Here is a 25,671-nt window from a genome sequence, read left to right on the forward strand (position 1 = left end):
TAGCCTGAAGTTATAAAGCAAACCTCTTACAGTTCCATTTGTTTATTATTCAAGCTATTAATGTTTTTACTGTGCGAATTATCTTATTGTTGCACCTACACGTCAAAATTGGGAGTAGGTGGTACTAGCGTATAGTCCATAAAAGAAAAACGCCACGTAAAAACGTGGCGTTCACTGGCTTTATTTGCGTTACGAGCGTTTCATCATGTCGAAGAAATCGTCGTTGGTTTTGGTCATCGCCAGTTTATTAATGAGGAACTCCATTGCATCGATTTCACCCATTGGATGGATGATTTTGCGCAGGATCCACATTTTCTGCAGCTCTTCCTGTGTGGTGAGCAGCTCTTCTTTACGGGTACCGGAACGGTTGTAATCGATAGCCGGGAAGACGCGTTTTTCTGCAATCTTACGAGAGAGGTGCAGTTCCATGTTGCCTGTACCTTTAAACTCTTCGTAGATAACTTCGTCCATTTTGGAGCCGGTATCGATCAGCGCCGTCGCGATGATGGTCAGGCTGCCGCCCTCTTCCACGTTACGTGCAGCACCGAAGAAACGCTTCGGACGATGCAGGGCGTTGGCATCCACACCACCGGTCAATACTTTACCGGAAGCCGGAACCACGGTGTTGTACGCACGGGCCAGACGCGTAATGGAGTCGAGCAGGATGATCACGTCTTTCTTGTGCTCAACCAGGCGTTTCGCCTTCTCGATAACCATTTCCGCAACCTGAACGTGACGAGATGCAGGTTCGTCAAAGGTAGAAGCCACAACTTCACCTTTAACCAGACGCTGCATCTCCGTTACTTCTTCCGGACGTTCGTCAATCAGCAGCACCATCAGCACACAGTCTGGGTGGTTATAGGCGATGCTCTGCGCGATGTTCTGCAGCAGCATGGTTTTACCCGCTTTTGGCGGTGCCACAATCAGACCACGCTGACCACGACCAATTGGTGATGCCAGGTCCAGAACACGCGCAGTTAAGTCTTCGGTGGAACCGTTACCACGCTCCATGCGCAGGCGAGAATTCGCGTGCAGCGGCGTTAAGTTCTCAAAGAGGATCTTGTTACGTGAGTTTTCTGGTTTGTCGTAGTTAACTTCATTAACTTTCAACAGCGCAAAGTAGCGTTCACCCTCTTTAGGAGGACGAATCTTACCTGAAATGGTGTCACCAGTGCGGAGGTTGAAACGGCGGATTTGGCTAGGGGATACGTAGATGTCGTCAGGGCCGGCGAGGTAGGAGCTGTCTGCAGAGCGGAGGAAACCAAATCCGTCTTGCAATATCTCCAGCACACCGTCGCCAAAGATATCTTCGCCACTCTTCGCGTGCTGCTTCAGGATGGCGAAAATGATGTCCTGCTTGCGCATACGAGCCTGGTTTTCCAGCCCCATATTTTCGCCGAGAGTGATCAGCTCAGAAACCGGCGTATTCTTTAATTCGGTAAGATTCATAATGGTGTGGGTTCTTAAACTCGGGGTGATTCTCGAACTTAATGTTGTGAATGGTATGGCAGGGTCATCCATGCCTGTTTAGCGGCCATCAACTCATGTCTGTTCGCTGTCTGGTCACAGGGAAAGAACGCAGAACTGAAACGACAAGACGGATTGAGTGACAAGCCCGGAATTTAGCCACTTCACGCACTGTATAAGTCAACAACGGGAAGTATCGGGTAAAACAAGATTCAAACAACAAGATATGTTTAAAACGAAGTCATAGCTAACTTAGCACGACTTCAGCCGGGCGTCCAGAGTTCCTCATCATTTAGCCGGGAGCTCTGAACGCACAGCGGAGAAACCTTACGCCAGGTTAGCGTCGAGGAACTCTTTCAGTTGACCTTTGGACAGCGCGCCCACTTTGGTCGCCGCCACTTCGCCGTTTTTGAACAGCAGCAGGGTCGGAATGCCACGGATACCGTATTTTGGTGCGGTGCCCGGGTTCTGGTCGATGTTCAGCTTGGCAACGGTCAGTTTGCCCTGATATTCGTCGGCGATCTCATCCAGAATCGGGGCGATCATTTTGCAAGGACCACACCATTCAGCCCAGAAATCGACGAGGATCAGCCCGTCAGCCTTAAGTACGTCCGTGTCAAAACTGTCGTCAGTCAGGTGAATAATTTTATCGCTCATATATAACTCCACAGGAATAAGCCTGGTACGTTGGTTTGTCTCCACCAACGACGTGTTGATGTCGCATTAACCAACTAAAGGTTGACTTTATTTCACCGGATACGCTTTCGTAAAGCAATAGTAAGCTGATATTCTACCACACTATGAGCAAAACACATTTAACAGAACAGAAGTTTTCCGACTTCGCCCTGCACCCAAAGGTGACGGAAGCCCTTGAAAAAAAAGGGTTTCATAACTGCACGCCCATTCAGGCCCTCGCGCTGCCGCTAACGCTGGCCGGTCGCGATGTTGCAGGGCAGGCGCAAACCGGTACTGGCAAAACGATGGCGTTCTTAACGTCAACGTTTCATTATTTACTTTCTCATCCAGCGATTGCAGACCGCAAAGTTAACCAGCCGCGTGCGCTAATTATGGCCCCAACGCGAGAACTGGCGGTACAGATCCATGCAGACGCTGAGCCCCTGGCGCAGGCTACCGGCCTGAAGCTTGGCCTGGCCTATGGCGGCGACGGCTACGATAAACAGCTTAAAGTGCTGGAAAGCGGTGTGGATATCCTGATCGGTACCACGGGCCGCCTCATTGATTACGCTAAACAGAACCACATTAACCTCGGTGCCATCCAGGTTGTGGTGCTGGATGAAGCTGACCGTATGTACGATCTGGGCTTCATTAAAGACATCCGCTGGCTGTTCCGTCGCATGCCTCCGGCAAATCAGCGTCTGAACATGCTGTTCTCCGCGACCCTTTCTTATCGCGTACGTGAGCTGGCGTTCGAGCAGATGAACAACGCCGAATACGTGGAAGTGGAGCCAGAGCAGAAAACAGGTCACCGTATTAAAGAAGAGCTCTTCTATCCATCCAATGAAGAGAAAATGCGTCTGCTGCAAACGCTGATCGAAGAAGAGTGGCCAGACCGCGCCATTATCTTCGCGAACACCAAACACCGCTGCGAAGACATCTGGGGTCATCTGGCTGCAGACGGTCACCGTGTTGGCCTGCTGACTGGCGATGTGGCGCAGAAAAAACGCCTGCGTATTCTTGAAGAATTTACCCGTGGCGATCTCGATATTCTGGTCGCAACCGACGTGGCAGCACGTGGTTTACACATTCCAGCCGTGACGCACGTCTTTAACTATGACCTGCCAGATGACTGCGAAGACTATGTTCACCGTATCGGTCGTACCGGTCGTGCGGGCGCAAGCGGTCACTCTATTAGCCTTGCGTGTGAAGAGTATGCGCTGAATCTTCCAGCCATTGAGACCTACATCGGTCACTCTATTCCGCAGAGCAAATACAATCCGGAAGCGCTGCTAAGCGAACTGCCGCCGCCTAAGCGCCTTACCCGCGCCCGCTCCGGCAATGGCCCGCGTCGCTCTGGCGCACCGCGTAATCGTCGTCGTTCAGGTTAAGAAAATATGCTCAGTTCCACCTCGCTTTATGCGGCAATTGATCTCGGTTCGAATAGTTTTCATATGCTGGTTGTGCGCGAGGTGGCGGGAAGCATACAAACGCTGACGCGTATTAAGCGCAAGGTCCGCCTCGCGGCGGGCCTGAGCAGCGATAACCACCTATCCCATGAAGCCATGGAACGTGGCTGGCAGTGTCTGCGGCTCTTTGCTGAGCGTCTGCAGGATATCCCGCATTCCCAAATTACCGTTGTCGCCACGGCGACGCTCCGCCTGGCAGTTAACGCCGTAGATTTTATTGCTAAAGCGCAGGAAATTCTGGGGTGTCCGGTTCAGGTTATCAGCGGTGAAGAAGAAGCCCGCCTGATCTATCAGGGCGTTGCCCATACGACAGGAGGTGACGATCGCCGTCTGGTCGTGGATATCGGCGGTGCCAGCACCGAACTCGTGACCGGCACCGGCGCCCAAGCAACGTCACTGTTCAGCCTGTCGATGGGCTGCGTGACCTGGCTTGAGCGCTACTTCACTGACCGGAATCTGGGGAAAGAAAACTTCGACGAGGCGGAGAATGCCGCACGCGAGGTGTTGCGTCCGGTCATGAATGAACTTCGTTATCACGGCTGGAAAGTCTGCGTGGGTGCTTCTGGCACTGTGCAGGCCTTGCAGGAAATCATGATGGCGCAGGGAATGGATGAGCGGATCACGCTTGCCAAGCTCCAGCAGCTTAAACAGCGCGCTATTCAGTGTGGGCGGCTGGAAGAGCTTGAAATTGAAGGCCTGACGCTTGAACGTGCGCTGGTTTTCCCGAGCGGGCTGGCCATTCTGATTGCGATTTTCACCGAGCTAAACATTCAGTGTATGACGCTGGCTGGCGGCGCACTGCGAGAAGGCCTGGTCTATGGGATGTTGCATCTGTCGGTTGATCAGGACATTCGCAGCCGTACTCTGCGCAACGTGCAGCGTCGTTTTCTGGTTGATATCGACCAGGCGGGTCGTGTGGCGCAACTGGCATCACGCTTCGCCGATCAGGTTGCCACCGGCTGGGATCTTGACCCTTTGAGCCGTGATTTATTGCTGAGCGCCTGCGCGCTACATGAAGTGGGGCTGAGCATTGATTTCAAACAGGCCCCTGTTCATGCGGCCTATCTGGTACGTAACCTCGATTTACCGGGCTACACGCCTGCACAGAAAAAGTTGCTGGCAACCCTGCTGCTGAACCAGACCAACGCCGTTGACCTCTCCTCTTTACATCAACAAAACGCCGTACCGCCACGCGTGGCCGAGCATCTTTGCCGACTGCTACGTCTGGCGATTTTGTTTGCCAGCCGCCGCCGCGATGATTTGCTACCTGCCATCAATCTGGTCGCTGATGGCGAGAAGCTTTCGCTGACGTTACCGGAAAATTGGATTGATAATCATCCACTTGGGGCAGAGATGATCGAACAGGAGTGCCAGTGGCAGAGTTATGTACACTGGGTTCTTGAAGTGAAGTAATACCCTGAGCATTGCCGGGTGGCGGTTTCGCCATACCCGGCCTTCGAATAATTATCCTTTCTCTTTGGCTTTCGCGAGCATCGCGCGAATGTTCGCCACGTTAGCCTGCCCCTTGTGCATCCGCTCTTCTGCCGTAATCACTTTGCGCTCCTGCTCCCAGATCAGATCGTCCTGCGGTAGCTCCAGCAGAAAACGACTCGGTTCCGGACGCACCAGTTCGCCATACTGACGGCGCTCTTTGCACAGCGTGAATGTCAGCTCCTTCTGCGCACGGGTGATCCCGACATAGGCCAGACGGCGTTCCTCGTCGACGTTATCTTCATCAATGCTGCTCTGGTGCGGCAGCAAACCTTCTTCCATACCGACCAGATATACATACGGGAACTCCAGTCCTTTTGACGCGTGTAACGTCATCAGCTGAACCTGGTCAGCCTCTTCCTCGCTCTCGCCACGCTCCATCATGTCGCGAAGGGTAAAGCGGGTGACCACCTGAGTCAGGGTCATTGGCTCATCTATCTCCGAGCCTTCCAGCATTTCGGTCATCCAGCTGAAGAGCTGGTTAACGTTTTTCATCCGCATCTCAGCCGCCTTCGGGCTGGCGGAGGTTTCGTACAACCAGGATTCGTAATCAATACCGTGAATGAGATCGCGCACTGCCGCGACAGGTTCACGTTCCGCAAGGCGCTGCACTTCACCCAGCCAGTGGGTGAAACGGGTTAACGAATCGTAACCACGTCCGGTCAGCGTCTGACTCAGCCCCATATCAAAGCTGGCGGTAAACAGGCTTTTGTTGCGGGTCATCGCCCATTCGCCAAGCTTTTGTAGTGTCGCCGGGCCGATCTCACGTTTCGGGGTGTTCACGATGCGCAGAAACGCGCTGTCATCATCCGGGTTGGTGAGCACGCGCAGATAGGCCAGCAGATCCTTGATTTCAGGACGCGAGAAGAACGACGTACCACCCGAAATTTTGTAGGGGATGCGGTTTTGCATCAGCATCTTTTCAAAGACGCGCGACTGGTGGTTACCGCGATACAGGATGGCGTAATCCTTGTACTCGGTTTTATTCACGAAGTGGTGGGCAATGAGCTCGCCGGTAACGCGTTCAGCCTCATGCTCTTCATTATTGGCACTGAGCACTTTCAGCTCGGTGCCGTAACCCAGTTCGGAGAACAGACGCTTCTCAAACACATGCGGGTTATTGGCGATCAGGATATTCGCCGACTTGAGGATACGCCCGGAAGAACGGTAGTTTTGCTCCAGCTTAATCACCTGCAACGCAGGAAAATCTTTGCTTAACAACACCAGGTTTTGTGGACGCGCACCGCGCCAGGAGTAAATTGACTGGTCATCGTCACCCACCACGGTGAAACGCGCGCGCTGCCCCACCAGCAGCTTCACCAGTTCGTACTGGCTGGTGTTGGTATCCTGATATTCATCCACCAGCAGGTAGCGGATCTTGTTCTGCCAGCGTTCACGTACCTCTTCATTACGCTGAAGCAGCAGCGTTGGCAGGAGGATCAGATCGTCGAAATCCAATACGTTGCACGCTTTCATATGCGCGTCGTACAGACCATAACAGTGCGCGAAGATCCGATCCCGTTCGCCCTTCGCACTCGCTGCCGCCTGTGCAGGCGTCATCAGATCGTTTTTCCAGTTTGAGATCGTCGAGATCAGCTGTTGCAGCAGAACTTTGTCGTCTTCGATCAGGCCTTCGGTGAGCTCTTTGAGCAACGCCACCTGGTCAGTGTCATCGAAAAGAGAGAAGTTAGACTTCATCCCCAGTGCGGCGTATTCGCGTTTAATGATATCCAGCCCCAGGGTATGGAAGGTGGAGATCATCAGCCCGCGCGCCTCTTTGCGCCCCAGCGTCTGGCCAACACGCTCTTTCATCTCGCGCGCTGCTTTATTGGTAAATGTCACCGCCGCAATGTGGCGTGCCTGATAGCCACACCCACGAATTAAGTGGGCGATTTTATTCGTGATCACGCGGGTTTTACCGGAACCCGCCCCTGCCAGCACCAGACATGGTCCAGTAACGAATTCGACCGCTTGTTGTTGTCCAGGGTTTAAACGCATGGGAATATTGCTCAATCTTCGAACGGGGTGTGGATTGTAGCAGAAAGCCGGGCGCAGATTTACCGGCTAATGATAAAGTGGAGAAATCGCGTTTAACCCGTAGAGCAGAACCATGAAAAAGAGCGCAGCAGCCCTGCATATTCTGGTAAAAGAAGAGAAACTGGCCCAGGAGATCCTTGCCAAGCTGGAGCGCGGCATCAGCTTTGATCATCTGGCAAAGCGCTACTCTAAATGTCCGTCCGGACGCAATGGCGGGGATCTCGGGGAATTTCAACAAGGTGCGATGGTCGGCCCGTTCGATCAGGCAGTCTTTAGCTGCCCGCTCCTGAAGCCCTACGGCCCGGTAAAAACCAAATTTGGCTACCATATCATTAAGGTGCTGTATCGCCGCTGACGCGTGGTATATTGCGCCCCGATTTATTTCAACCAATTCAAGGCACGATCATGGCAAAAACAGCAGCAGCAGTGCACATCCTCGTTAAAGAAGAGAAACTGGCTCTGGATCTTCTGGAGCAAATTAAGAACGGTGCCGACTTCGGTAAGCTGGCGAAGAAGCACTCCATCTGCCCATCAGGCAAACGCGGTGGTGACTTAGGTGAATTCCGTCAGGGTCAGATGGTTCCGGCGTTCGACAAAGTGGTCTTCTCTTGCCCGGTACTGGAGCCAACCGGCCCGCTGCACACGCAGTTCGGTTATCACATTATTAAGGTTCTGTATCGCAAATAAAAAGCCGGGTAGCGGCTGCGCCTTACCCGGCTTACGTCTTAGCGTTTTGTAAGTCGGGTAAGCGAAGCGCCACCCGACAAGGTTGTTAACCCGCTACCGCGATACGTTTCATATCGGTCATGTAGCCACGCAGTTTGTGACCCACTTTCTCGATCTGATGGCTGCGAATCGCTTCGTTTACATCGCGCAGCTGCGCGTTATCCACGGCTCCTTCTGCAATCGCTTTACCCAGATCGCCTGTCTGCAGCGTAGTCATGAACTCTTTCAGCAGCGGTACGCAAGCGTAAGAGAACAGGTAGTTACCATACTCAGCGGTATCAGAGATCACTACGTTCATTTCGTACAGACGCTTACGGGCGATGGTGTTCGCAATCAGCGGCAGCTCGTGCAGTGATTCGTAGTACGCAGACTCTTCGATGATGCCGGAATCCACCATGGTTTCGAACGCCAGCTCAACGCCTGCTTTCACCATGGCAATCATCAGTACGCCTTTATCGAAGTACTCCTGCTCGCCGATTTTACCTTCATACTGTGGCGCGGTTTCAAACGCGGTTTTACCGGTCTCTTCACGCCAGGTCAGCAGTTTCTTATCGTCATTCGCCCAGTCAGCCATCATGCCGGAAGAGAACTCCCCGGAGATGATGTCGTCCATATGTTTCTGGAACAGCGGCGCCATGATGGTTTTCAGCTGTTCAGACAATGCGTAAGCACGCAGTTTCGCCGGGTTAGACAGACGGTCCATCATCAGCGTAATACCGCCCTGCTTCAGGGCTTCAGTGATGGTTTCCCAGCCGAATTGAATCAGTTTTTCAGCGTATGCAGGGTCAGTACCCTCTTCCACCAGCTTGTCGAAGCACAGCAGAGAGCCAGCCTGCAACATGCCGCACAGAATGGTCTGCTCACCCATCAGGTCAGATTTCACTTCTGCAACGAAGGAAGATTCCAGCACGCCCGCACGGTGACCACCGGTTGCGGCAGCCCATGCTTTGGCAATCGCCATACCTTCGCCTTTTGGATCGTTTTCCGGGTGAACCGCGATCAGGGTTGGCACGCCGAAGCCACGTTTGTACTCTTCACGGACTTCCGTACCCGGGCACTTCGGAGCCACCATCACAACGGTGATGTCTTTACGGATCTGCTCGCCCACTTCAACGATGTTGAAACCGTGGGAATAACCCAGCGCCGCGCCATCTTTCATCAGCGGCTGTACGGAACGCACAACGTCAGAGTGCTGTTTGTCTGGCGTCAGGTTAACCACCAGATCCGCCTGCGGGATCAGCTCTTCGTAGGTACCCACTTTAAAGCCGTTTTCGGTCGCTTTACGCCAGGAAGCACGCTTCTCGGCAATCGCTTCTTTACGCAGGGCGTAGGAGATATCCAGACCGGAGTCACGCATGTTCAGGCCCTGGTTCAGACCCTGTGCGCCACAGCCGACGATGACCACTTTTTTACCCTGAAGGTAGCTCGCGCCATCGGCAAATTCGTCGCGCGCCATGAAGCGGCATTTGCCCAGCTGCGCCAGCTGCTGGCGCAAGTTCAGTGTATTAAAGTAGTTAGCCATGGGTGATACCTCGTGATGTTGTGTGTCTTATTGTTCGGTTCGCTGTTCAGCGAGAATGTACCCACATTACAACAGGAAATTCATTGCGGAAATTGATATATTCACAACGTCACGTTGCAATATCTGCAATGTAAAAAAGGGGAGTGACATCAGTGGATTTACGCGATCTGAAAATGTTCCTGCATCTTGCGGAAAGCCGCCACTTTGGCCGCAGCGCCCGGGCGATGCACGTCAGCCCCTCTACGCTTTCGCGGCAAATCCAGCGCCTTGAGGAAGATCTCGGCCAGCCGCTGTTTGTGCGTGATAACCGTACCGTTACCCTCACGGAAGCGGGTGAAGAACTGCGCATTTTTGCCCAGCAGACGCTGTTGCAGTACCAGCAGCTGCGGCACTCGATTGACCAGCAGGGGCCGTCACTTTCCGGCGAGCTGCATATTTTCTGCTCCGTGACCGCCGCCTATAGCCATCTGCCGCCCATTCTCGACCGCTTCCGCGCGGCGCATCCGTCGGTTGAAATTAAGCTCACCACCGGCGACGCCGCCGATGCAATGGAAAAAGTGGTGACTGGCGAAGCGGATCTCGCCATTGCCGGGAAACCCGAAACCTTGCCGGGTGCGGTGGCATTTTCAATGCTGGAGAACCTGGCGGTAGTGCTGATTGCCCCGGCACTGCCCTGCCCGGTGCGTAATCAGGTATCGGTGGAGAAACCGGACTGGTCAACGGTGCCGTTTATCATGGCCGATCAGGGACCGGTACGCCGCCGTATTGAGCTCTGGTTCCGCCGCCAGAAGATCAGCAATCCGTCGATTTACGCAACAGTCGGTGGACATGAGGCGATGGTCTCAATGGTGGCGCTCGGCTGCGGCGTGGCGCTGCTGCCGGAAGTGGTGCTGGAAAACAGCCCGGAGCCGGTACGTAACCGCGTGATGATTCTGGAACGCAGCGACGAAAAAACACCGTTTGAACTTGGTGTGTGTGCACAAAAAAAGCGGCTGCATGAGCCGCTTATTGATGCGTTCTGGCAGATCCTGCCAAACCATTAACCCGCGAGGAAGAACCTGAACGCCGGGTTATGCGTCTCATCGTGACAGTCATAGCCCAGTTCGTTCAGCCGCGTTTCGAAATCAGGCTCATGTTCGCCCAGTTCAAACGCTGCCAGCACGCGACCATAGTCCGTGCCGTGGCTGCGGTAGTGGAACAAAGAGATGTTCCAGTGCGTACCCAGCGTATGCAGGAACTTAAGCAGTGCGCCCGGAGATTCCGGAAACTCAAAGCTGAACAGACGTTCCTTGAGCGGTTTCGATGGACGTCCGCCAACCATATAGCGCACATGCAGTTTCGCCATTTCATCATCAGAGAGGTCAACAACGCTGTAGCCACCTTCGTGCAGCAGGTTGAGGATCTCTTTGCGTTCTTCCAGACCGCGACTCAGGCGCACACCGACAAAAATGCACGCATCTTTGGCGTCAGCAAAACGGTAGTTAAATTCCGTCACTGAGCGGCCGCCGAGCAGCTGGCAGAATTTCAGGAAGCTGCCCTTCTCTTCCGGGATGGTCACTGCCAACAGTGCTTCCCGCTGTTCACCCAGCTCGCAGCGCTCTGAAACATAGCGCAGACCGTGGAAATTAACGTTAGCACCGGAGAGCACATGCGCCAGGCGTTCGCCGCGAATGTTGTGCTGCGCGATGTATTTTTTCATCCCCGCCAGCGCCAGCGCGCCGGACGGTTCCGCCACCGCGCGAACATCCTCGAACAGATCTTTCATCGCCGCGCAGATCGCGTCGCTATCAACCGTGACAATATCGTCAAGATACTCCTGGCACAGGCGGAAGGTCTCATCGCCGATGCGCTTAACCGCCACACCTTCCGCAAACAGCCCGACGCGCGGCAGGTCTACCGGATGACCGGCATCCAGCGCCGCTTTCAGGCAGGCAGAATCTTCCGCTTCAACGGCAATGACTTTGATCTGCGGCATCAGCTGTTTGATCAGCACCGCCACGCCCGCCGCCAGCCCGCCGCCGCCGACCGGTACAAACACGCGGTCAAGATGGGCATCCTGTTGCAGCAGCTCCAGCGCCAGCGTGCCCTGCCCGGCAATCACCATCGGGTGATCGAACGGCGGTACCCAGGTAAACCCCTGCTGCTGCGCCAGCTCAATCGCTTTGGCTTTGGCTTCGTCGAAGTTAGCCCCGTGGAGCAGCACTTCACCGCCAAAACCTCGCACCGCATCGACTTTGATGTCTGCGGTAGCGACCGGCATCACGATCAGCGCTTTCAACCCTAAGCGAGCAGAGGAGAATGCGACGCCCTGAGCGTGGTTACCTGCAGAGGCGGTAATTACGCCGCGTGCTTTTTGCTCGTCGGTTAACCCGGCCATCATCGCGTAGGCCCCGCGCAGCTTAAAACTGTGTACTGGCTGACGGTCTTCGCGCTTCACCAGGATCACGTTATCAAGGCGCGAAGAGAGTTTTTCCATTTTCTGCAGCGGGGTGACCTGCACCGCTTCATAGACCGGCGCGCGTAGCACCGCTCTTAAATATTCCGCCCCCTCAGGGGCGGCAGATAAGGGTTGTGATTCGGCCATCATTAGCCCCCAAGTTTCGATTTATCGCGCACCGCGCCTTTATCTGCACTGGTGGCAAGGCTCGCGTAAGCACGCAGGGCGAAGGAGACTTCACGCTGACGATCTTTCGGCGTCCAGGCTTTGTCGCCTCGCGCTTCTTGCGCCTCACGACGAGCCGCAATTTCCTGGTCGCTGAGCTTCAGCTGAATACCGCGATTTGGAATATCGATTTCGATCAGGTCGCCATCTTCGATAATGGCGATGTTGCCGCCACTCGCTGCTTCAGGGGAAACGTGGCCGATAGACAAGCCGGACGTACCGCCAGAGAATCGACCATCAGTGATCAGCGCACACGCCTTACCGAGTCCCATGGATTTCAGGAAGGTGGTTGGGTAGAGCATCTCCTGCATACCCGGCCCGCCTTTCGGACCTTCGTAGCGGATCACCACCACATCACCTTCCACCACTTTGCCACCGAGAATCGCCTCTACCGCCTCGTCCTGGCTTTCATACACTTTTGCTGGGCCGGTGAATTTCAGGATGCTGTCGTCCACGCCTGCGGTTTTCACGATGCAGCCGTTTTCCGCAAAGTTACCGTACAGCACGGCCAGACCACCGTCTTTGCTGTAGGCGTGTTCCAGCGAGCGGATGCAGCCTTCGGCACGATCGTCATCCAGAGTGTCCCAGCGGCAGTCCTGCGAGAACGCCTGGGTGGTGCGAATACCCGCTGGACCCGCGCGGAACATCTTTTTCACCGCGTCGTCTTTGGTCAGCATCACGTCGTACTGGTCCAGCGACTCCGGCAGCGACAGGCCAAGCACGTTTTTCACGTCACGGTTCAGCAGCCCGGCGCGATCCAGCTCGCCCAAAATACCGATTACGCCACCGGCACGGTGCACGTCTTCCATGTGGTACTTCTGGGTACTCGGCGCGACTTTACACAGCTGAGGCACTTTGCGGGACAGCTTGTCGATGTCGCTCATGGTGAAGTCGATTTCGGCTTCCTGCGCGGCGGCCAGCAGGTGCAGCACAGTGTTGGTGGAACCGCCCATGGCGATATCCAGCGTCATAGCGTTTTCGAACGCCGCTTTGCTGGCGATATTGCGCGGCAGCGCGCTGGCGTCGTCCTGCTCGTAGTAGCGTTTCGTCAGCTCAACAATGCGTTTACCGGCGTTGAGGAACAACTGTTTACGATCGGCGTGGGTCGCCAGCAGCGAGCCGTTACCCGGCTGCGACAGGCCGAGCGCTTCGGTCAGGCAGTTCATGGAGTTGGCGGTGAACATCCCGGAACAGGAGCCACAGGTCGGGCACGCGGAGCGTTCCACCTGCTCACTCTGCTCATCAGAGACTTTCGGGTCCGCACCCTGAATCATCGCATCAACCAGGTCGAGCTTGATGATTTTGTCGGAAAGCTTGGTTTTTCCAGCTTCCATAGGACCGCCGGAGACGAAGATCACCGGAATGTTCAGACGCAGGGAAGCCATCAGCATCCCTGGGGTGATTTTGTCGCAGTTGGAGATACAGACCATTGCATCCGCGCAGTGGGCGTTAACCATGTATTCCACTGAGTCGGCGATCAGTTCGCGAGATGGCAGTGAATAGAGCATGCCCCCGTGACCCATCGCAATACCGTCATCCACCGCAATGGTGTTGAACTCTTTCGCCACACCGCCAGAGGCTTCGATTTGCTCGGCAACCAGTTTACCGAGATCGCGCAGGTGCACGTGACCCGGCACAAACTGGGTAAAGGAGTTCACCACGGCGATAATTGGCTTGCCGAAATCGGCGTCGGTCATTCCGGTGGCGCGCCACAGTGCGCGAGCACCCGCCATGTTACGGCCGTGGGTGGTGGTGGCTGAACGATACTTAGGCATGCTTTATTTACTCCCGTCTGACTATTTAAATGGGACGGTGCGTGCCGTCCCATATTTATGCTTAGTGATTAACCTGATCCAACCAGCCGTATTTATCTTCTGTTTCACCGGTGAAGAGGCCAAAGAAGGCTTGCTGAATACGTTTGGTGACCGGGCCGCAGCGGCCTTCACCCACCTGAATACCGTCTACGCTGCGTACCGGCGTAATTTCAGCCGCAGTACCAGACATAAAGACTTCATCCGCCAGGTAGAGAGATTCGCGGGACAGTACCTGCTCGCGCACTTCGATACCCAGATCTTTCGCCAGCTTGATGATGGCGTCACGGGTGATGCCCGGCAGCGCGGACGAGGTAAATGGTGGCGTGAACAGAATGCCATCTTTTACTTCAAACAAGTTTTCGCCCGCACCTTCTGAGATGTAGCCATTCACGTCGAGGGCAATACCTTCCTGATAACCGTGACGGCGCGCTTCGCTACCGACCAGCAGTGAGGAGAGGTAGTTACCACCCGCTTTAGCCGCGGTCGGGATGGTGTTTGGCGCCACGCGGTTCCAGGAAGAGACCATTGCGTCGATCCCCTGCTCCAGGGCTTCCGCTCCCAGGTAAGCACCCCATGGGAACGCGGCAATGATCACATCGGTGGTATAGCCTGCTGGTGGGTTAACGCCCATGCCCACATCACCCACAAACACCAGCGGACGAATATACGCGCTGGTCAGGTTGTTTTTACGGATCACGTCACGGCAGGCTTCCATCAGCTCATCAACGCTCTGAGAAACCGGGAAACGATAAATTTTGGCTGAGTCATGCAGACGCTGCATATGTTCACGATGACGGAACACCACTGGCCCTTTGTGAGAATCGTAGCAACGGATCCCTTCAAAGACTGAAGTACCGTAGTGCAGCGCGTGGGACATCACGTGGACCTTCGCGTCCTCCCAGCGAACCATCTCACCGTTGAACCAAATGTAATCAGCTTTTTTTGTCGTCATTTTCTCTTCCTGTCACGCTCAAGCGCGGATTTGTTGTGATGTGGTTGTGCTCTGGCAGATGGCAACATGGGCAACGTCTACCAGCTTTGATAACTGACTAAACAGTAAGTCGACCGGCCGCGGGCTGGCAACGGTTAATTCAATACTGATGTTTTGCGCATCGGTGGTCGTCTCCATATTCATAGAGCAAATCTGAAAGCCACGATGACGGACCACGCGCAAAACGCGTTCTAATGTTTCCGGGTTGAAGCGAGCCTGCACGGCAACCTGATGTTGCATCATGATAATTTCTCCAACATTTGTGAGTTACTGGCACCTGGCGGTACCAACGGCCAGACATTCTCAAGCTCGTCGATTGAGACATGAAGCAGGTAAGGCCCTTCGCTTGACAGCATGGTGTCGAGTGCCGCTTCAACCTGGTCTTTACGGGTAATGTGCTGGCCAGGGATGCCAAAGGCGCTGGCCAGAGTGAGGAAATCGGGGTTATCGGTCAGGGTGGTTTCGCTGTAACGCTCCTGGAAGAACAACTGTTGCCACTGACGAACCATCCCTAAACGCTGGTTATCGAGTAACACGATTTTCAGCGGCAACTGCTTACGCTTCACGGTGCCCAGCTCCTGAACATTCATCATGAAGGAGCCGTCACCGGAGATACAGATAACGGTATCGTTTGGTCGGGCAACCTGCGCGCCCACTGCTGCTGGCAAACCGAAGCCCATCGTCCCTAACCCGCTGGAAGTGATGAAATTTTCCGGGCGAGTGTAGGTCATGTGCTGGGCTGACCACATCTGATGCTGGCCCACGTCGGTGGTAACGACGCTGTCTGCGGGTTTACGATCGGACAACTGTTTCAACAGCAGCGGTGCGTAGATGGCCTCACCGGGGTGGTCGTAACGCCAGGCATGCTCAGCGCGCATATCGGCGGTGTGCTGACGCCATGCGTTAATGTTCAGCGGCTGCTGTAATGCCGGTAACAGCGCATTGAGATCGCCCTGCAAGGCGACATGCGCCTGACGCAGCTTGTTCATCTCCGCCGGGTCGATATCCATATGGATAACTTTGGCATTCGGCGCGAAGGTGTTCAGCTTGCCGGTGACGCGGTCATCGAAACGTGCCCCTACGGCGATGAGCAGATCGCACTCCTGCACCGCCAGGTTTGCGGCTTTGGTGCCGTGCATCCCCAGCATACCGAGGTAGTACGGATAGTCAGCATCTACCGCGCCCAGACCTTTCAGCGTGCAGGTCGCTGGCATCTGCGTTGTTGCGATAAATTCGCGCAGGGCTGGAACGGCCTGTGCCATGCCTACGCCACCGCCGACGTACAGCATCGGCTGTTTTGCCTGCGCCAGCATCTGGCGCGCCTCTGCAACGTCCTCATGTGGAAACACATCGTCGCTTTCAACGGTGGAGAAGTGCGGTTCCAGATCGCCGAGAGCCACCTGGATATCTTTTGGGATATCCACAAGAACCGGGCCAGGACGGCCAGAACTGGCAACAGCAAATGCTTCAGCCATCACACGCGGCAACTCTTCCAGAGACTGGACGAGGAAACTGTGTTTGGTGCAAGCCAGCGATAAACCAAGTACATCCACTTCCTGGAAGGCATCGGTACCGATAAACGGAGAAGCGACTTGACCAGTGATTGCCACGACAGGAACAGAGTCGAGCAGTGCATCAGCCAGACCGGTGATCAGGTTGGTTGCACCCGGTCCTGAGGTTGCCATGCAAACCCCAGTTTTGCCGGTAGCGCGCGCATAACCAATGGCTGCCATTGCTGCGCCCTGCTCGTGTCGGCACAACAGGTGTTCCACGCCGCCGTCATACAATGCATCGTAAATCGGCATAATTGCGCCACCCGGATAACCGAATACTGTCTCGACTCCCTGCGCGCGCAACGCATGTACTACCCACTGTGCCCCATTCATAGTTAGTTCCCCGTCATAAATCGGGAGAAACAGAATTTTGTGCTAGTGTTCATTCTCTGCTCCTCGCTTAAGTTTTTTAGTCATAAAAAAACCCCCGGACCTTTCGGTGCGGGGGTCTTAGTTCGTTAAGGCTTGATTTCTAAGCCTTTCCTCGTCCAAGTGCAGCCCCGCACGGTGGGATAATAATCACCACCACGCTAATCACGACCAGGCTAATCACTCGTAGAAGGGCTGTCATTTTCAGTTCTTTTTGCATCTTGTTCGAAGGAATACCTAAAGAGTTATCACAGTTTTTAAATAAAACACAAGATTTATTTATGACCATTTTGATTAGCACACAAATCATATTCCGAAAAATCATTGTTTTATATGAGAAAAACAGAGTGTGAATATTTTTCATAATTTCAAGCGTACTCAGGTCATCAAAACGAACCGCTCTTTTTCTGCGAGAAGGCTTCCGCCAAGAAGTAATGGTTGCATTTTGTCGCCAAAAGCCTGGAACAAGCGTCGTAAAACACAGAACTGACACTAAAGGTGTGATCGAGATACTGGCATAGTCGACCCTCAAGGAGGTGCTTATGTCACTGTCAGTTGTTTATACGCGTGCGGCTATTGGAGTCAAAGCACCGCTGATTTCCGTAGAGGTCCATCTGAGCAATGGGCTTCCCGGATTAACGCTCGTCGGCTTGCCGGAAACAACGGTGAAAGAAGCCAGAGATCGGGTACGCAGCGCAATCATCAATAGCGGTTATACCTTCCCCGCAAAAAAGATCACTATCAACCTGGCGCCTGCGGACCTGCCCAAAGAAGGGGGACGATATGATTTACCTATCGCTATAGCGCTTCTCGCAGCCTCTGAACAGCTTAATGCGTCCAGGCTAGGCTCGTATGAGTTCATCGGTGAACTGGCGCTTACAGGCGCATTGAGGGGCGTTCCTGGTGCAATCTCAGGTGCACTGGAAGCCATTCGTGCTGGTCGACAAATCATTGTTGCCAATGAAAATGGTTCCGAGGTGAGCCTAATAGCCGAAAAAGGATGCCTGATAGCAGGGCACTTGCAGGAGGTCTGTGCATATCTTGAGGGGCGACATGAGTTAGCAGAGCCTGAAGAAACAGGGGATCTCCTACCTGAAAGCCTGGACGATCTCAGCGATATTATCGGTCAGGAGCAGGGGAAACGGGCACTGGAGATTACCGCTGCCGGAGGGCATAACCTGCTGTTGATTGGTCCGCCGGGTACGGGGAAAACGATGCTGGCAAGCAGATTGAATGGTCTGCTTCCCCCACTCAATAACCATGAGGCACTTGAAAGCGCTGCGATATTTAGCCTGGTGAGTTCTGTGTCGTTACAAAAACAGTGGCGACGTCGCCCCTTCCGCTCTCCGCATCACAGTGCCTCACTAACAGCCATGGTAGGGGGAGGTTCTATACCGGGGCCGGGAGAGATCTCACTGGCCCACAATGGCATTCTGTTTCTTGATGAGCTGCCTGAGTTTGAAAGGCGAGTGCTGGATGCTCTGAGGGAGCCTATCGAATCGGGTGAAATTCATATCTCCCGTACACGTGCCAAAATAAGCTACCCCGCGCAGTTCCAGCTGGTTGCAGCAATGAACCCCAGCCCGTCAGGACATTATCAGGGTAATCATAATCGCTGTACGCCTGAGCAGACGCTGCGATATCTGGGGAAACTCTCTGGCCCTTTTCTGGATCGTTTCGATTTATCCCTGGAGATCCCTTTGCCTCCTCCTGGCCTGCTCAGCCAGAGTAGCGTCAGAGGGGAGAGCACGGTAGAGGTTCGCGAGCGGGTTATCGCCGCTCAGGCCCGACAGTATATACGTCAAAATAAACTGAATGCCCGTCTGGATAATGCTGAGATTCGGCAGTTTTGCCAGCTAAAGGCTGAGGACGCAAACTGGCTGGAAGAAACATTGACGCGATTTGGGCTCTCAATTCGTGCGTGGCAGCGTCTCTTAAAAGTCGCCCGAACTATCGCCGATGTGGAAAGGTGTAATGAAATTGAGAGACAACATCTGCAGGAAGCGTTGAGCTATCGTGCAATCGATCGTCTGCTTTTGCACCTGCAAAAGTTACTGGCGTAAAAAAGGGGCCGTAGCCCCTTTCTTATTAGTCGTCAGACTCGGTGTAGTCTTCTGCACCTTCCATCTGTGGCTTACCGCCAGACAGCGTATGGAAGCGCTTTGGACGCTTAATGCGCGCCATGTACTTGATCCATACACGTTCCGCTTCAGACTGCGGCTCACGCTCGCCACGACAAACAGAAACAAACTGTTTTTCGTCTTCAGTTGCAGGTTCACGCTTACCCAGATCCAGCTCGTTAAAGGCATAACCATGGCGCTCAAGCAGTTGAGCTTCTTTGATGGTGAAATCGCCGTGACGAGAGAACCCGCGCGGATAATGTTTATTGTCGAAAAAACGATTAGTCGTCGTAAAGCTTTCCGCCATCCTACACGCTCCTAATTCTTTGGCCGAGCTATTTATGGCGCGGAGTATTAGTTACGCTTGACAGAGTGTAAAACAAAACATTTAAATCATAACGACAAATAATTTTGCGGAGAAAGATGTGGATACGGAATTGCTAAAAACTTTCCTTGAAGTGAGCAGAACGCGCCACTTTGGGCGAGCAGCTGAAGCCCTTTACCTGACGCAGTCAGCAGTCAGTTTTCGTATTCGACAGCTGGAAAACCAACTGGGCGTGAATCTTTTTACCCGCCATCGCAACAACATACGTTTAACCCCTGCCGGAGAGAAACTGCTCCCGTACGCAGAAACGCTGATGAATACCTGGCAGGCTGCCCGCAAAGAGGTTGCACATACTTCCAGGCATAATGAGTTTTCAATAGGGGCCAGTGCTTCACTGTGGGAATGCATGCTAAGTCAATGGCTTACCCGGCTATATCATTCTCATGGGCATTTGCAATTTGAAGCCAGGATTGCACAACGGCAGTCGCTGGTTAAGCAACTTCATGAACGCCAGCTTGATCTTCTGATCACAACCGAAGCCCCCAAGATGGACGAATTTAGCAGCCAGATTGTGGGTCAGTTTGGCCTGGCGCTTTATGCTTCTGAACCTTCAATGATGAAGGCAGACTTGACCTATTTGCGACTGGAGTGGGGGCCTGATTTTCAGCAGCACGAGACGGGGTTGATTGCAGTTGATGATGTTCCGCAGTTAACAACCAGCTCTGCAGAGATCGCCTGCCAGCAACTTTCCTTGCTGAAGGGTTGCACCTGGTTACCTGTCCGCTGGGCTGATGCTAAAGCCGGGCTTCACACTGTATTGGATTCCACAACGCTTACCAGGCCGCTGTATGCGATTTGGCTGCAAAACAGTGATAAACAATCACAGATAAAAGATCTATTAAAAATCAATGTAATAGATTGATACATCAGCCAGCAGGAATGCTGGCTGAAAATTAAGAAGAGAGTTTTCTGTAGTGTATCAGGCAAAAAAAAATCCTTTGCCGGAGCAAAGGATTATATATGGCAGGGGCGGAGAGACTCGAACTCGCGACACCCGGTTTTGGAGACCGGTGCTCTACCAACTGAGCTACGCCCCTAAAGTTTTTTGCCATTAAGCCTGCCAATAAGGCAGGCTTAATGTCTTAATAAGTGGCGGAACGGACGGGACTCGAACCCGCGACCCCCTGCGTGACAGGCAGGTATTCTAACCGACTGAACTACCGCTCCACCGAAGACTGCTGTAACCACCGGATTTATGCACCGGCTTACTACTTAATTTGATGCCTGGCAGTTCCCTACTCTCACATGGGGAGACCCCACACTACCATCGGCGCTACGGCGTTTCACTTCTGAGTTCGGCATGGGGTCAGGTGGGACCACCGCGCTAAAGCCGCCAGGCAAATTCTGTTAATCTGTATCAGAGCTGAAATTTGATTGTCTGTCTCTTCGCCGAAACAGCTTCGGCGTTGTAAGGTTAAGCCTCACGGTTCATTAGTATCGGTTAGCTCAACGCATCGCTGCGCTTACACACCCGACCTATCAACGTCGTAGTCTTCAACGTTCCTTCAGGACCCTTAAAGGGTCAGGGAGAACTCATCTCGGGGCAAGTTTCGTGCTTAGATGCTTTCAGCACTTATCTCTTCCGCATTTAGCTACCGGGCAATGCCATTGGCATGACAACCCGAACACCAGTGATGCGTCCACTCCGGTCCTCTCGTACTAGGAGCAGCCCCCCTCAATTCTCCAGCGCCCACGGCAGATAGGGACCGAACTGTCTCACGACGTTCTAAACCCAGCTCGCGTACCACTTTAAATGGCGAACAGCCATACCCTTGGGACCTACTTCAGCCCCAGGATGTGATGAGCCGACATCGAGGTGCCAAACACCGCCGTCGATATGAACTCTTGGGCGGTATCAGCCTGTTATCCCCGGAGTACCTTTTATCCGTTGAGCGATGGCCCTTCCATTCAGAACCACCGGATCACTATGACCTGCTTTCGCACCTGCTCGAGCCGTCACTCTCGCAGTCAAGCTAGCTTATGCCATTGCACTAACCTCCTGATGTCCGACCAGGATTAGCTAACCTTCGTGCTCCTCCGTTACTCTTTGGGAGGAGACCGCCCCAGTCAAACTACCCACCAGACACTGTCCGCAACCCGGATTACGGGTCTACGTTAGAACACCAGCCATTAAAGGGTGGTATTTCAAGGTCGGCTCCACGCAGACTGGCGTCCACGCTTCAAAGCCTCCCACCTATCCTACACATCAAGGACCAGTGTTCAGTGTCAAGCTATAGTAAAGGTTCACGGGGTCTTTCCGTCTTGCCGCGGGTACACTGCATCTTCACAGCGAGTTCAATTTCACTGAGTCTCGGGTGGAGACAGCCTGGCCATCATTACGCCATTCGTGCAGGTCGGAACTTACCCGACAAGGAATTTCGCTACCTTAGGACCGTTATAGTTACGGCCGCCGTTTACCGGGGCTTCGATCAAGAGCTTCGCGTTGCCGCTAACCCCATCAATTAACCTTCCGGCACCGGGCAGGCGTCACACCGTATACGTCCACTTTCGTGTTTGCACAGTGCTGTGTTTTTAATAAACAGTTGCAGCCAGCTGGTATCTTCGACTGATTTCAGCTCCACCCGCAGGGGCTTCACCTACATATCAGCGTGCCTTCTCCCGAAGTTACGGCACCATTTTGCCTAGTTCCTTCACCCGAGTTCTCTCAAGCGCCTTGGTATTCTCTACCTGACCACCTGTGTCGGTTTGGGGTACGATTTGATGTTACCTGATGCTTAGAGGCTTTTCCTGGAAGCAGGGCATTTGTTACTTCAGCACCGTAGTGCCTCGTCATCACACCTCAGCGTTAATAAGGTACCGGATTTACCTGGAACCTCCGCCTACATGCTTAAACCGGGACAACCGTCGCCCGGCTAACATAGCCTTCTCCGTCCCCCCTTCGCAGTAACACCAAGTACAGGAATATTAACCTGTTTCCCATCGACTACGCCTTTCGGCCTCGCCTTAGGGGTCGACTCACCCTGCCCCGATTAACGTTGGACAGGAACCCTTGGTCTTCCGGCGTGCGGGCTTTTCACCCGCATTATCGTTACTTATGTCAGCATTCGCACTTCTGATACCTCCAGCACCCCTCACAGGACACCTTCAACGGCTTACAGAACGCTCCCCTACCCAACAACACATAGTGTCGCTGCCGCAGCTTCGGTGCATGGTTTAGCCCCGTTACATCTTCCGCGCAGGCCGACTCGACCAGTGAGCTATTACGCTTTCTTTAAATGATGGCTGCTTCTAAGCCAACATCCTGGCTGTCTGTGCCTTCCCACATCGTTTCCCACTTAACCATGACTTTGGGACCTTAGCTGGCGGTCTGGGTTGTTTCCCTCTTCACGACGGACGTTAGCACCCGCCGTGTGTCTCCCGTGATAACATTCTTCGGTATTCGTAGTTTGCATCGGGTTGGTAAGCCGGGATGGCCCCCTAGCCGAAACAGTGCTCTACCCCCGAAGATGAGTTCACGAGGCGCTACCTAAATAGCTTTCGGGGAGAACCAGCTATCTCCCGGTTTGATTGGCCTTTCACCCCCAGCCACAAGTCATCCGCTAATTTTTCAACATTAGTCGGTTCGGTCCTCCAGTTAGTGTTACCCAACCTTCAACCTGCCCATGGCTAGATCACCGGGTTTCGGGTCTATACCCTGCAACTTAACGCCCAGTTAAGACTCGGTTTCCCTTCGGCTCCCCTATACGGTTAACCTTGCTACAGAATATAAGTCGCTGACCCATTATACAAAAGGTACGCAGTCACACCACGAAGGTGCTCCCACTGCTTGTACGTACACGGTTTCAGGTTCTTTTTCACTCCCCTCGCCGGGGTTCTTTTCGCCTTTCCCTCACGGTACTGGTTCACTATCGGTCAGTCAGGAGTATTTAGCCTTGGAGGATGGTCCCCCCATATTCAGACAGGATACCACGTGTCCCGCCCTACTCTTCGAGTTCACAACCTGTGCATTTTCGTGTACGGGACTATCACCCTGTATCGTCGGACTTTCCAGACCGTTCCACTAACACACAAGCTGATTCAGACTCTGGGCTGCTCCCCGTTCGCTCGCCGCTACTGGGGGAATCTCGGTTGATTTCTTTTCCTCGGGGTACTTAGATGTTTCAGTTCCCCCGGTTCGCCTCGTTAACCTATGTATTCAGTTAACGATAGTGTGACGAATCACACTGGGTTTCCCCATTCGGACATCGCCGGGTCAAAGGTTCATATCACCTCGCCGGCGCTTTTCGCAGATTAGCACGTCCTTCATCGCCTCTGACTGCCAGGGCATCCACCGTGTACGCTTAGTCGCTTAACCTCACAACCCGAAGATGTTTCTTTCGATTCATCATCGACTTGCGAAAATTTGAGAGACTCGAACACACATTAACTGTGTGTCGTTTCAATTTTCAGCTTGATCCAGATTTTTAAAGAGCAAAACTTCGCAGTGCACCTTTTCAGGTTCACTCTGAAGTTTTCTTGGGTTCGCAGTAAAGGATGGTGGAGCTATGCGGGATCGAACCGCAGACCTCCTGCGTGCAAAGCAGGCGCTCTCCCAGCTGAGCTATAGCCCCATCGTTTGCAATCTCTGTACCGCTCATCCTTTAAAAGGAGTTTGGTAGGCCTGAGTGGACTTGAACCACCGACCTCACCCTTATCAGGGGTGCGCTCTAACCACCTGAGCTACAAGCCTGCAGAGATTTTTACTGCTGTTTTTCATCAGACAATCTGTGTGAGCACTGCAAAGGCAGGTTCTTTAAGGTAAGGAGGTGATCCAACCGCAGGTTCCCCTACGGTTACCTTGTTACGACTTCACCCCAGTCATGAATCACAAAGTGGTAAGCGCCCTCCCGAAGGTTAAGCTACCTACTTCTTTTGCAACCCACTCCCATGGTGTGACGGGCGGTGTGTACAAGGCCCGGGAACGTATTCACCGTAGCATTCTGATCTACGATTACTAGCGATTCCGACTTCATGGAGTCGAGTTGCAGACTCCAATCCGGACTACGACGCACTTTATGAGGTCCGCTTGCTCTCGCGAGGTCGCTTCTCTTTGTATGCGCCATTGTAGCACGTGTGTAGCCCTACTCGTAAGGGCCATGATGACTTGACGTCATCCCCACCTTCCTCCAGTTTATCACTGGCAGTCTCCTTTGAGTTCCCGGCCGGACCGCTGGCAACAAAGGATAAGGGTTGCGCTCGTTGCGGGACTTAACCCAACATTTCACAACACGAGCTGACGACAGCCATGCAGCACCTGTCTCAGAGCTCCCGAAGGCACCAATCCATCTCTGGAAAGTTCTCTGGATGTCAAGAGTAGGTAAGGTTCTTCGCGTTGCATCGAATTAAACCACATGCTCCACCGCTTGTGCGGGCCCCCGTCAATTCATTTGAGTTTTAACCTTGCGGCCGTACTCCCCAGGCGGTCGATTTAACGCGTTAGCTCCGGAAGCCACTCCTCAAGGGAACAACCTCCAAATCGACATCGTTTACGGCGTGGACTACCAGGGTATCTAATCCTGTTTGCTCCCCACGCTTTCGCACCTGAGCGTCAGTCTTTGTCCAGGGGGCCGCCTTCGCCACCGGTATTCCTCCAGATCTCTACGCATTTCACCGCTACACCTGGAATTCTACCCCCCTCTACAAGACTCTAGCCTGCCAGTTTCGAATGCAGTTCCCAGGTTGAGCCCGGGGATTTCACATCCGACTTGACAGACCGCCTGCGTGCGCTTTACGCCCAGTAATTCCGATTAACGCTTGCACCCTCCGTATTACCGCGGCTGCTGGCACGGAGTTAGCCGGTGCTTCTTCTGCGGGTAACGTCAATTGCTGAGGTTATTAACCTCAGCACCTTCCTCCCCGCTGAAAGTACTTTACAACCCGAAGGCCTTCTTCATACACGCGGCATGGCTGCATCAGGCTTGCGCCCATTGTGCAATATTCCCCACTGCTGCCTCCCGTAGGAGTCTGGACCGTGTCTCAGTTCCAGTGTGGCTGGTCATCCTCTCAGACCAGCTAGGGATCGTCGCCTAGGTGAGCCGTTACCCCACCTACTAGCTAATCCCATCTGGGCACATCTGATGGCAAGAGGCCCGAAGGTCCCCCTCTTTGGTCTTGCGACGTTATGCGGTATTAGCTACCGTTTCCAGTAGTTATCCCCCTCCATCAGGCAGTTTCCCAGACATTACTCACCCGTCCGCCGCTCGTCACCCGAGAGCAAGCTCTCTGTGCTACCGCTCGACTTGCATGTGTTAGGCCTGCCGCCAGCGTTCAATCTGAGCCATGATCAAACTCTTCAATTTAAAAGTTTGATGCTCAATGAATTAAACTTCGTAATGAATTACGTGTTCACTCGTTGAGACTTGGTATTCATTTATCGTCCGAGGACGTTAA

Annotated in this window: 19 protein-coding genes, 4 tRNA genes and 3 rRNA genes; 7 read left to right on the forward strand and 19 right to left on the reverse strand. The window is 53.7% G+C overall.

Annotated elements, in window-relative coordinates:
- Positions 1 to 189: 189 nt before the first annotated feature.
- Positions 190 to 1,449: a transcription termination factor Rho gene (gene rho / locus AAHF05_RS21650; RefSeq protein WP_001054528.1), complete on the reverse strand. Its 1,260-nt coding sequence runs from the start codon at positions 1,447 to 1,449 to the stop codon at positions 190 to 192.
- 345 nt (positions 1,450 to 1,794) lie between these two features.
- Positions 1,795 to 2,124 carry a thioredoxin TrxA gene (gene trxA / locus AAHF05_RS21655; RefSeq protein WP_006179218.1) on the reverse strand — a complete coding sequence of 110 codons (330 nt, stop codon included), beginning with the start codon at positions 2,122 to 2,124 and terminating at the stop codon, positions 1,795 to 1,797.
- 143 nt (positions 2,125 to 2,267) lie between these two features.
- Here trxA and rhlB point away from each other — a divergent pair, with 143 nt between their 5' ends.
- Both rhlB and gppA read left to right on the forward strand, forming a co-directional pair.
- Entirely contained in the window at positions 2,268 to 3,533 is a 1,266-nt protein-coding gene (gene rhlB, locus AAHF05_RS21660) for an ATP-dependent RNA helicase RhlB (protein WP_028018210.1), read from the forward strand.
- Between the two features lie 6 nt (positions 3,534 to 3,539).
- Positions 3,540 to 5,024, forward strand: a complete 1,485-nt coding sequence (gene gppA, locus AAHF05_RS21665) for a guanosine-5'-triphosphate,3'-diphosphate diphosphatase (protein ID WP_108091182.1) — start codon at positions 3,540 to 3,542, stop codon at positions 5,022 to 5,024.
- Between the two features lie 51 nt (positions 5,025 to 5,075).
- On the opposite strand, the gene rep is transcribed toward gppA, so the two are convergent.
- Positions 5,076 to 7,100 carry a DNA helicase Rep gene (gene rep, locus AAHF05_RS21670; protein WP_028018212.1) on the reverse strand — a complete coding sequence of 675 codons (2,025 nt, stop codon included), beginning with the start codon at positions 7,098 to 7,100 and terminating at the stop codon, positions 5,076 to 5,078.
- A 112-nt stretch (positions 7,101 to 7,212) separates the two neighbouring features.
- Here rep and ppiC (AAHF05_RS21675) point away from each other — a divergent pair, with 112 nt between their 5' ends.
- Both ppiC (AAHF05_RS21675) and ppiC (AAHF05_RS21680) read left to right on the forward strand, forming a co-directional pair.
- Positions 7,213 to 7,494 carry a peptidylprolyl isomerase PpiC gene (gene ppiC / locus AAHF05_RS21675; protein WP_049008154.1) on the forward strand — a complete coding sequence of 94 codons (282 nt, stop codon included), beginning with the start codon at positions 7,213 to 7,215 and terminating at the stop codon, positions 7,492 to 7,494.
- A 50-nt stretch (positions 7,495 to 7,544) separates the two neighbouring features.
- Positions 7,545 to 7,826 (forward strand): peptidylprolyl isomerase PpiC, encoded by a 282-nt coding sequence (gene ppiC, locus AAHF05_RS21680; protein WP_023309650.1) that lies wholly within the window; start codon positions 7,545 to 7,547, stop codon positions 7,824 to 7,826.
- Between the two features lie 85 nt (positions 7,827 to 7,911).
- On the opposite strand, the gene ilvC is transcribed toward ppiC (AAHF05_RS21680), so the two are convergent.
- Positions 7,912 to 9,387, reverse strand: coding sequence for a ketol-acid reductoisomerase (gene ilvC, locus AAHF05_RS21685; RefSeq protein WP_021242831.1), 1,476 nt, complete (start codon positions 9,385 to 9,387; stop codon positions 7,912 to 7,914).
- Between the two features lie 152 nt (positions 9,388 to 9,539).
- Between ilvC and ilvY the strand changes: the two genes are divergently transcribed.
- Complete coding sequence (gene ilvY / locus AAHF05_RS21690) at positions 9,540 to 10,430, forward strand: HTH-type transcriptional activator IlvY (protein WP_028018214.1); 891 nt, start codon at positions 9,540 to 9,542, stop codon at positions 10,428 to 10,430.
- On the opposite strand, the gene ilvA is transcribed toward ilvY, so the two are convergent.
- The 7 genes from ilvA to ilvL all read right to left on the reverse strand — a co-directional run bounded on the left by ilvA (position 10,427) and on the right by ilvL (position 16,978).
- Complete coding sequence (ilvA, locus tag AAHF05_RS21695; protein WP_108091187.1) at positions 10,427 to 11,971, reverse strand: threonine ammonia-lyase, biosynthetic; 1,545 nt, start codon at positions 11,969 to 11,971, stop codon at positions 10,427 to 10,429. The genes ilvY and ilvA overlap by 4 nt on opposite strands.
- Positions 11,972 to 11,973: 2 nt before the next feature.
- Positions 11,974 to 13,824: a dihydroxy-acid dehydratase gene (gene ilvD, locus AAHF05_RS21700; protein ID WP_049008151.1), complete on the reverse strand. Its 1,851-nt coding sequence runs from the start codon at positions 13,822 to 13,824 to the stop codon at positions 11,974 to 11,976.
- A gap of 61 nt (positions 13,825 to 13,885) precedes the next feature.
- Positions 13,886 to 14,815, reverse strand: a complete 930-nt coding sequence (gene ilvE / locus AAHF05_RS21705) for a branched-chain-amino-acid transaminase (protein ID WP_023309654.1) — start codon at positions 14,813 to 14,815, stop codon at positions 13,886 to 13,888.
- 18 nt (positions 14,816 to 14,833) lie between these two features.
- Positions 14,834 to 15,097: an acetolactate synthase 2 small subunit gene (gene ilvM, locus AAHF05_RS21710; RefSeq protein WP_129325074.1), complete on the reverse strand. Its 264-nt coding sequence runs from the start codon at positions 15,095 to 15,097 to the stop codon at positions 14,834 to 14,836.
- A complete protein-coding gene (ilvG, locus tag AAHF05_RS21715; protein ID WP_129325073.1) occupies positions 15,094 to 16,740 on the reverse strand; it encodes an acetolactate synthase 2 catalytic subunit in 1,647 nt (548 codons plus the stop codon). Before ilvG ends, ilvM begins: the two co-directional genes overlap by 4 nt.
- A 2-nt stretch (positions 16,741 to 16,742) precedes the next feature.
- Positions 16,743 to 16,793, reverse strand: a complete 51-nt coding sequence (gene ilvX, locus AAHF05_RS21720) for a peptide IlvX (protein ID WP_108091188.1) — start codon at positions 16,791 to 16,793, stop codon at positions 16,743 to 16,745.
- A gap of 86 nt (positions 16,794 to 16,879) precedes the next feature.
- Positions 16,880 to 16,978 (reverse strand): ilv operon leader peptide, encoded by a 99-nt coding sequence (ilvL, locus tag AAHF05_RS21725; protein ID WP_001311244.1) that lies wholly within the window; start codon positions 16,976 to 16,978, stop codon positions 16,880 to 16,882.
- A 340-nt stretch (positions 16,979 to 17,318) separates the two neighbouring features.
- On the opposite strand from ilvL, the gene AAHF05_RS21730 reads away from it, so the two are divergent.
- A complete protein-coding gene (locus tag AAHF05_RS21730; protein WP_129325072.1) occupies positions 17,319 to 18,839 on the forward strand; it encodes a YifB family Mg chelatase-like AAA ATPase in 1,521 nt (506 codons plus the stop codon).
- A 25-nt stretch (positions 18,840 to 18,864) separates the two neighbouring features.
- On the opposite strand, the gene AAHF05_RS21735 is transcribed toward AAHF05_RS21730, so the two are convergent.
- Positions 18,865 to 19,203, reverse strand: coding sequence for a DUF413 domain-containing protein (locus AAHF05_RS21735; RefSeq protein WP_008501577.1), 339 nt, complete (start codon positions 19,201 to 19,203; stop codon positions 18,865 to 18,867).
- A gap of 118 nt (positions 19,204 to 19,321) precedes the next feature.
- On the opposite strand from AAHF05_RS21735, the gene hdfR reads away from it, so the two are divergent.
- Entirely contained in the window at positions 19,322 to 20,143 is an 822-nt protein-coding gene (hdfR, locus tag AAHF05_RS21740) for an HTH-type transcriptional regulator HdfR (protein WP_129325071.1), read from the forward strand.
- A gap of 99 nt (positions 20,144 to 20,242) precedes the next feature.
- Here the strand turns inward: hdfR and AAHF05_RS21745 are convergent.
- The 7 genes from AAHF05_RS21745 to AAHF05_RS21775 form a co-directional block, all read right to left on the reverse strand.
- Positions 20,243 to 20,318, reverse strand: a tRNA-Trp gene (locus tag AAHF05_RS21745).
- Positions 20,319 to 20,371: 53 nt separating this feature from the next.
- Positions 20,372 to 20,448 (reverse strand) — tRNA-Asp (locus AAHF05_RS21750).
- 55 nt (positions 20,449 to 20,503) lie between these two features.
- A 5S ribosomal RNA gene (gene rrf / locus AAHF05_RS21755) occupies positions 20,504 to 20,619 on the reverse strand.
- A gap of 72 nt (positions 20,620 to 20,691) precedes the next feature.
- Positions 20,692 to 23,596: ribosomal RNA gene (locus AAHF05_RS21760) — 23S ribosomal RNA — on the reverse strand.
- Positions 23,597 to 23,776: 180 nt separating this feature from the next.
- Positions 23,777 to 23,852: transfer RNA gene (locus tag AAHF05_RS21765), tRNA-Ala, on the reverse strand.
- A 42-nt stretch (positions 23,853 to 23,894) separates the two neighbouring features.
- Positions 23,895 to 23,971: transfer RNA gene (locus AAHF05_RS21770), tRNA-Ile, on the reverse strand.
- Between the two features lie 69 nt (positions 23,972 to 24,040).
- Positions 24,041 to 25,580 (reverse strand): 16S ribosomal RNA (locus AAHF05_RS21775).
- Together the 16S, 23S and 5S rRNA genes with 4 tRNA genes alongside form the textbook arrangement of a ribosomal RNA operon.
- Positions 25,581 to 25,671: the final 91 nt, after the last annotated feature.

Origin of the sequence: Enterobacter adelaidei, from assembly GCF_041937165.1 — a bacterium.
Lineage (GTDB): Bacteria > Pseudomonadota > Gammaproteobacteria > Enterobacterales > Enterobacteriaceae > Enterobacter > Enterobacter adelaidei.

Coding starts and splice junctions, on each gene's coding strand:
- ilvE (WP_023309654.1), bottom strand. CDS start 14,815: ATGACGACAAAAAAAGCTGATTACATTTGGTTCAACGGTGAGATGGTT.
- ilvC (WP_021242831.1), bottom strand. CDS start 9,387: ATGGCTAACTACTTTAATACACTGAACTTGCGCCAGCAGCTGGCGCAG.
- rhlB (WP_028018210.1), top strand. CDS start 2,268: ATGAGCAAAACACATTTAACAGAACAGAAGTTTTCCGACTTCGCCCTG.
- ppiC (WP_049008154.1), top strand. CDS start 7,213: ATGAAAAAGAGCGCAGCAGCCCTGCATATTCTGGTAAAAGAAGAGAAA.
- AAHF05_RS21735 (WP_008501577.1), bottom strand. CDS start 19,203: ATGGCGGAAAGCTTTACGACGACTAATCGTTTTTTCGACAATAAACAT.
- ilvM (WP_129325074.1), bottom strand. CDS start 15,097: ATGATGCAACATCAGGTTGCCGTGCAGGCTCGCTTCAACCCGGAAACA.
- AAHF05_RS21730 (WP_129325072.1), top strand. CDS start 17,319: ATGTCACTGTCAGTTGTTTATACGCGTGCGGCTATTGGAGTCAAAGCA.
- ilvD (WP_049008151.1), bottom strand. CDS start 13,824: ATGCCTAAGTATCGTTCAGCCACCACCACCCACGGCCGTAACATGGCG.
- ppiC (WP_023309650.1), top strand. CDS start 7,545: ATGGCAAAAACAGCAGCAGCAGTGCACATCCTCGTTAAAGAAGAGAAA.
- rho (WP_001054528.1), bottom strand. CDS start 1,449: ATGAATCTTACCGAATTAAAGAATACGCCGGTTTCTGAGCTGATCACT.
- ilvA (WP_108091187.1), bottom strand. CDS start 11,971: ATGGCCGAATCACAACCCTTATCTGCCGCCCCTGAGGGGGCGGAATAT.
- ilvG (WP_129325073.1), bottom strand. CDS start 16,740: ATGAATGGGGCACAGTGGGTAGTACATGCGTTGCGCGCGCAGGGAGTC.
- trxA (WP_006179218.1), bottom strand. CDS start 2,124: ATGAGCGATAAAATTATTCACCTGACTGACGACAGTTTTGACACGGAC.
- ilvL (WP_001311244.1), bottom strand. CDS start 16,978: ATGACAGCCCTTCTACGAGTGATTAGCCTGGTCGTGATTAGCGTGGTG.
- rep (WP_028018212.1), bottom strand. CDS start 7,100: ATGCGTTTAAACCCTGGACAACAACAAGCGGTCGAATTCGTTACTGGA.
- gppA (WP_108091182.1), top strand. CDS start 3,540: ATGCTCAGTTCCACCTCGCTTTATGCGGCAATTGATCTCGGTTCGAAT.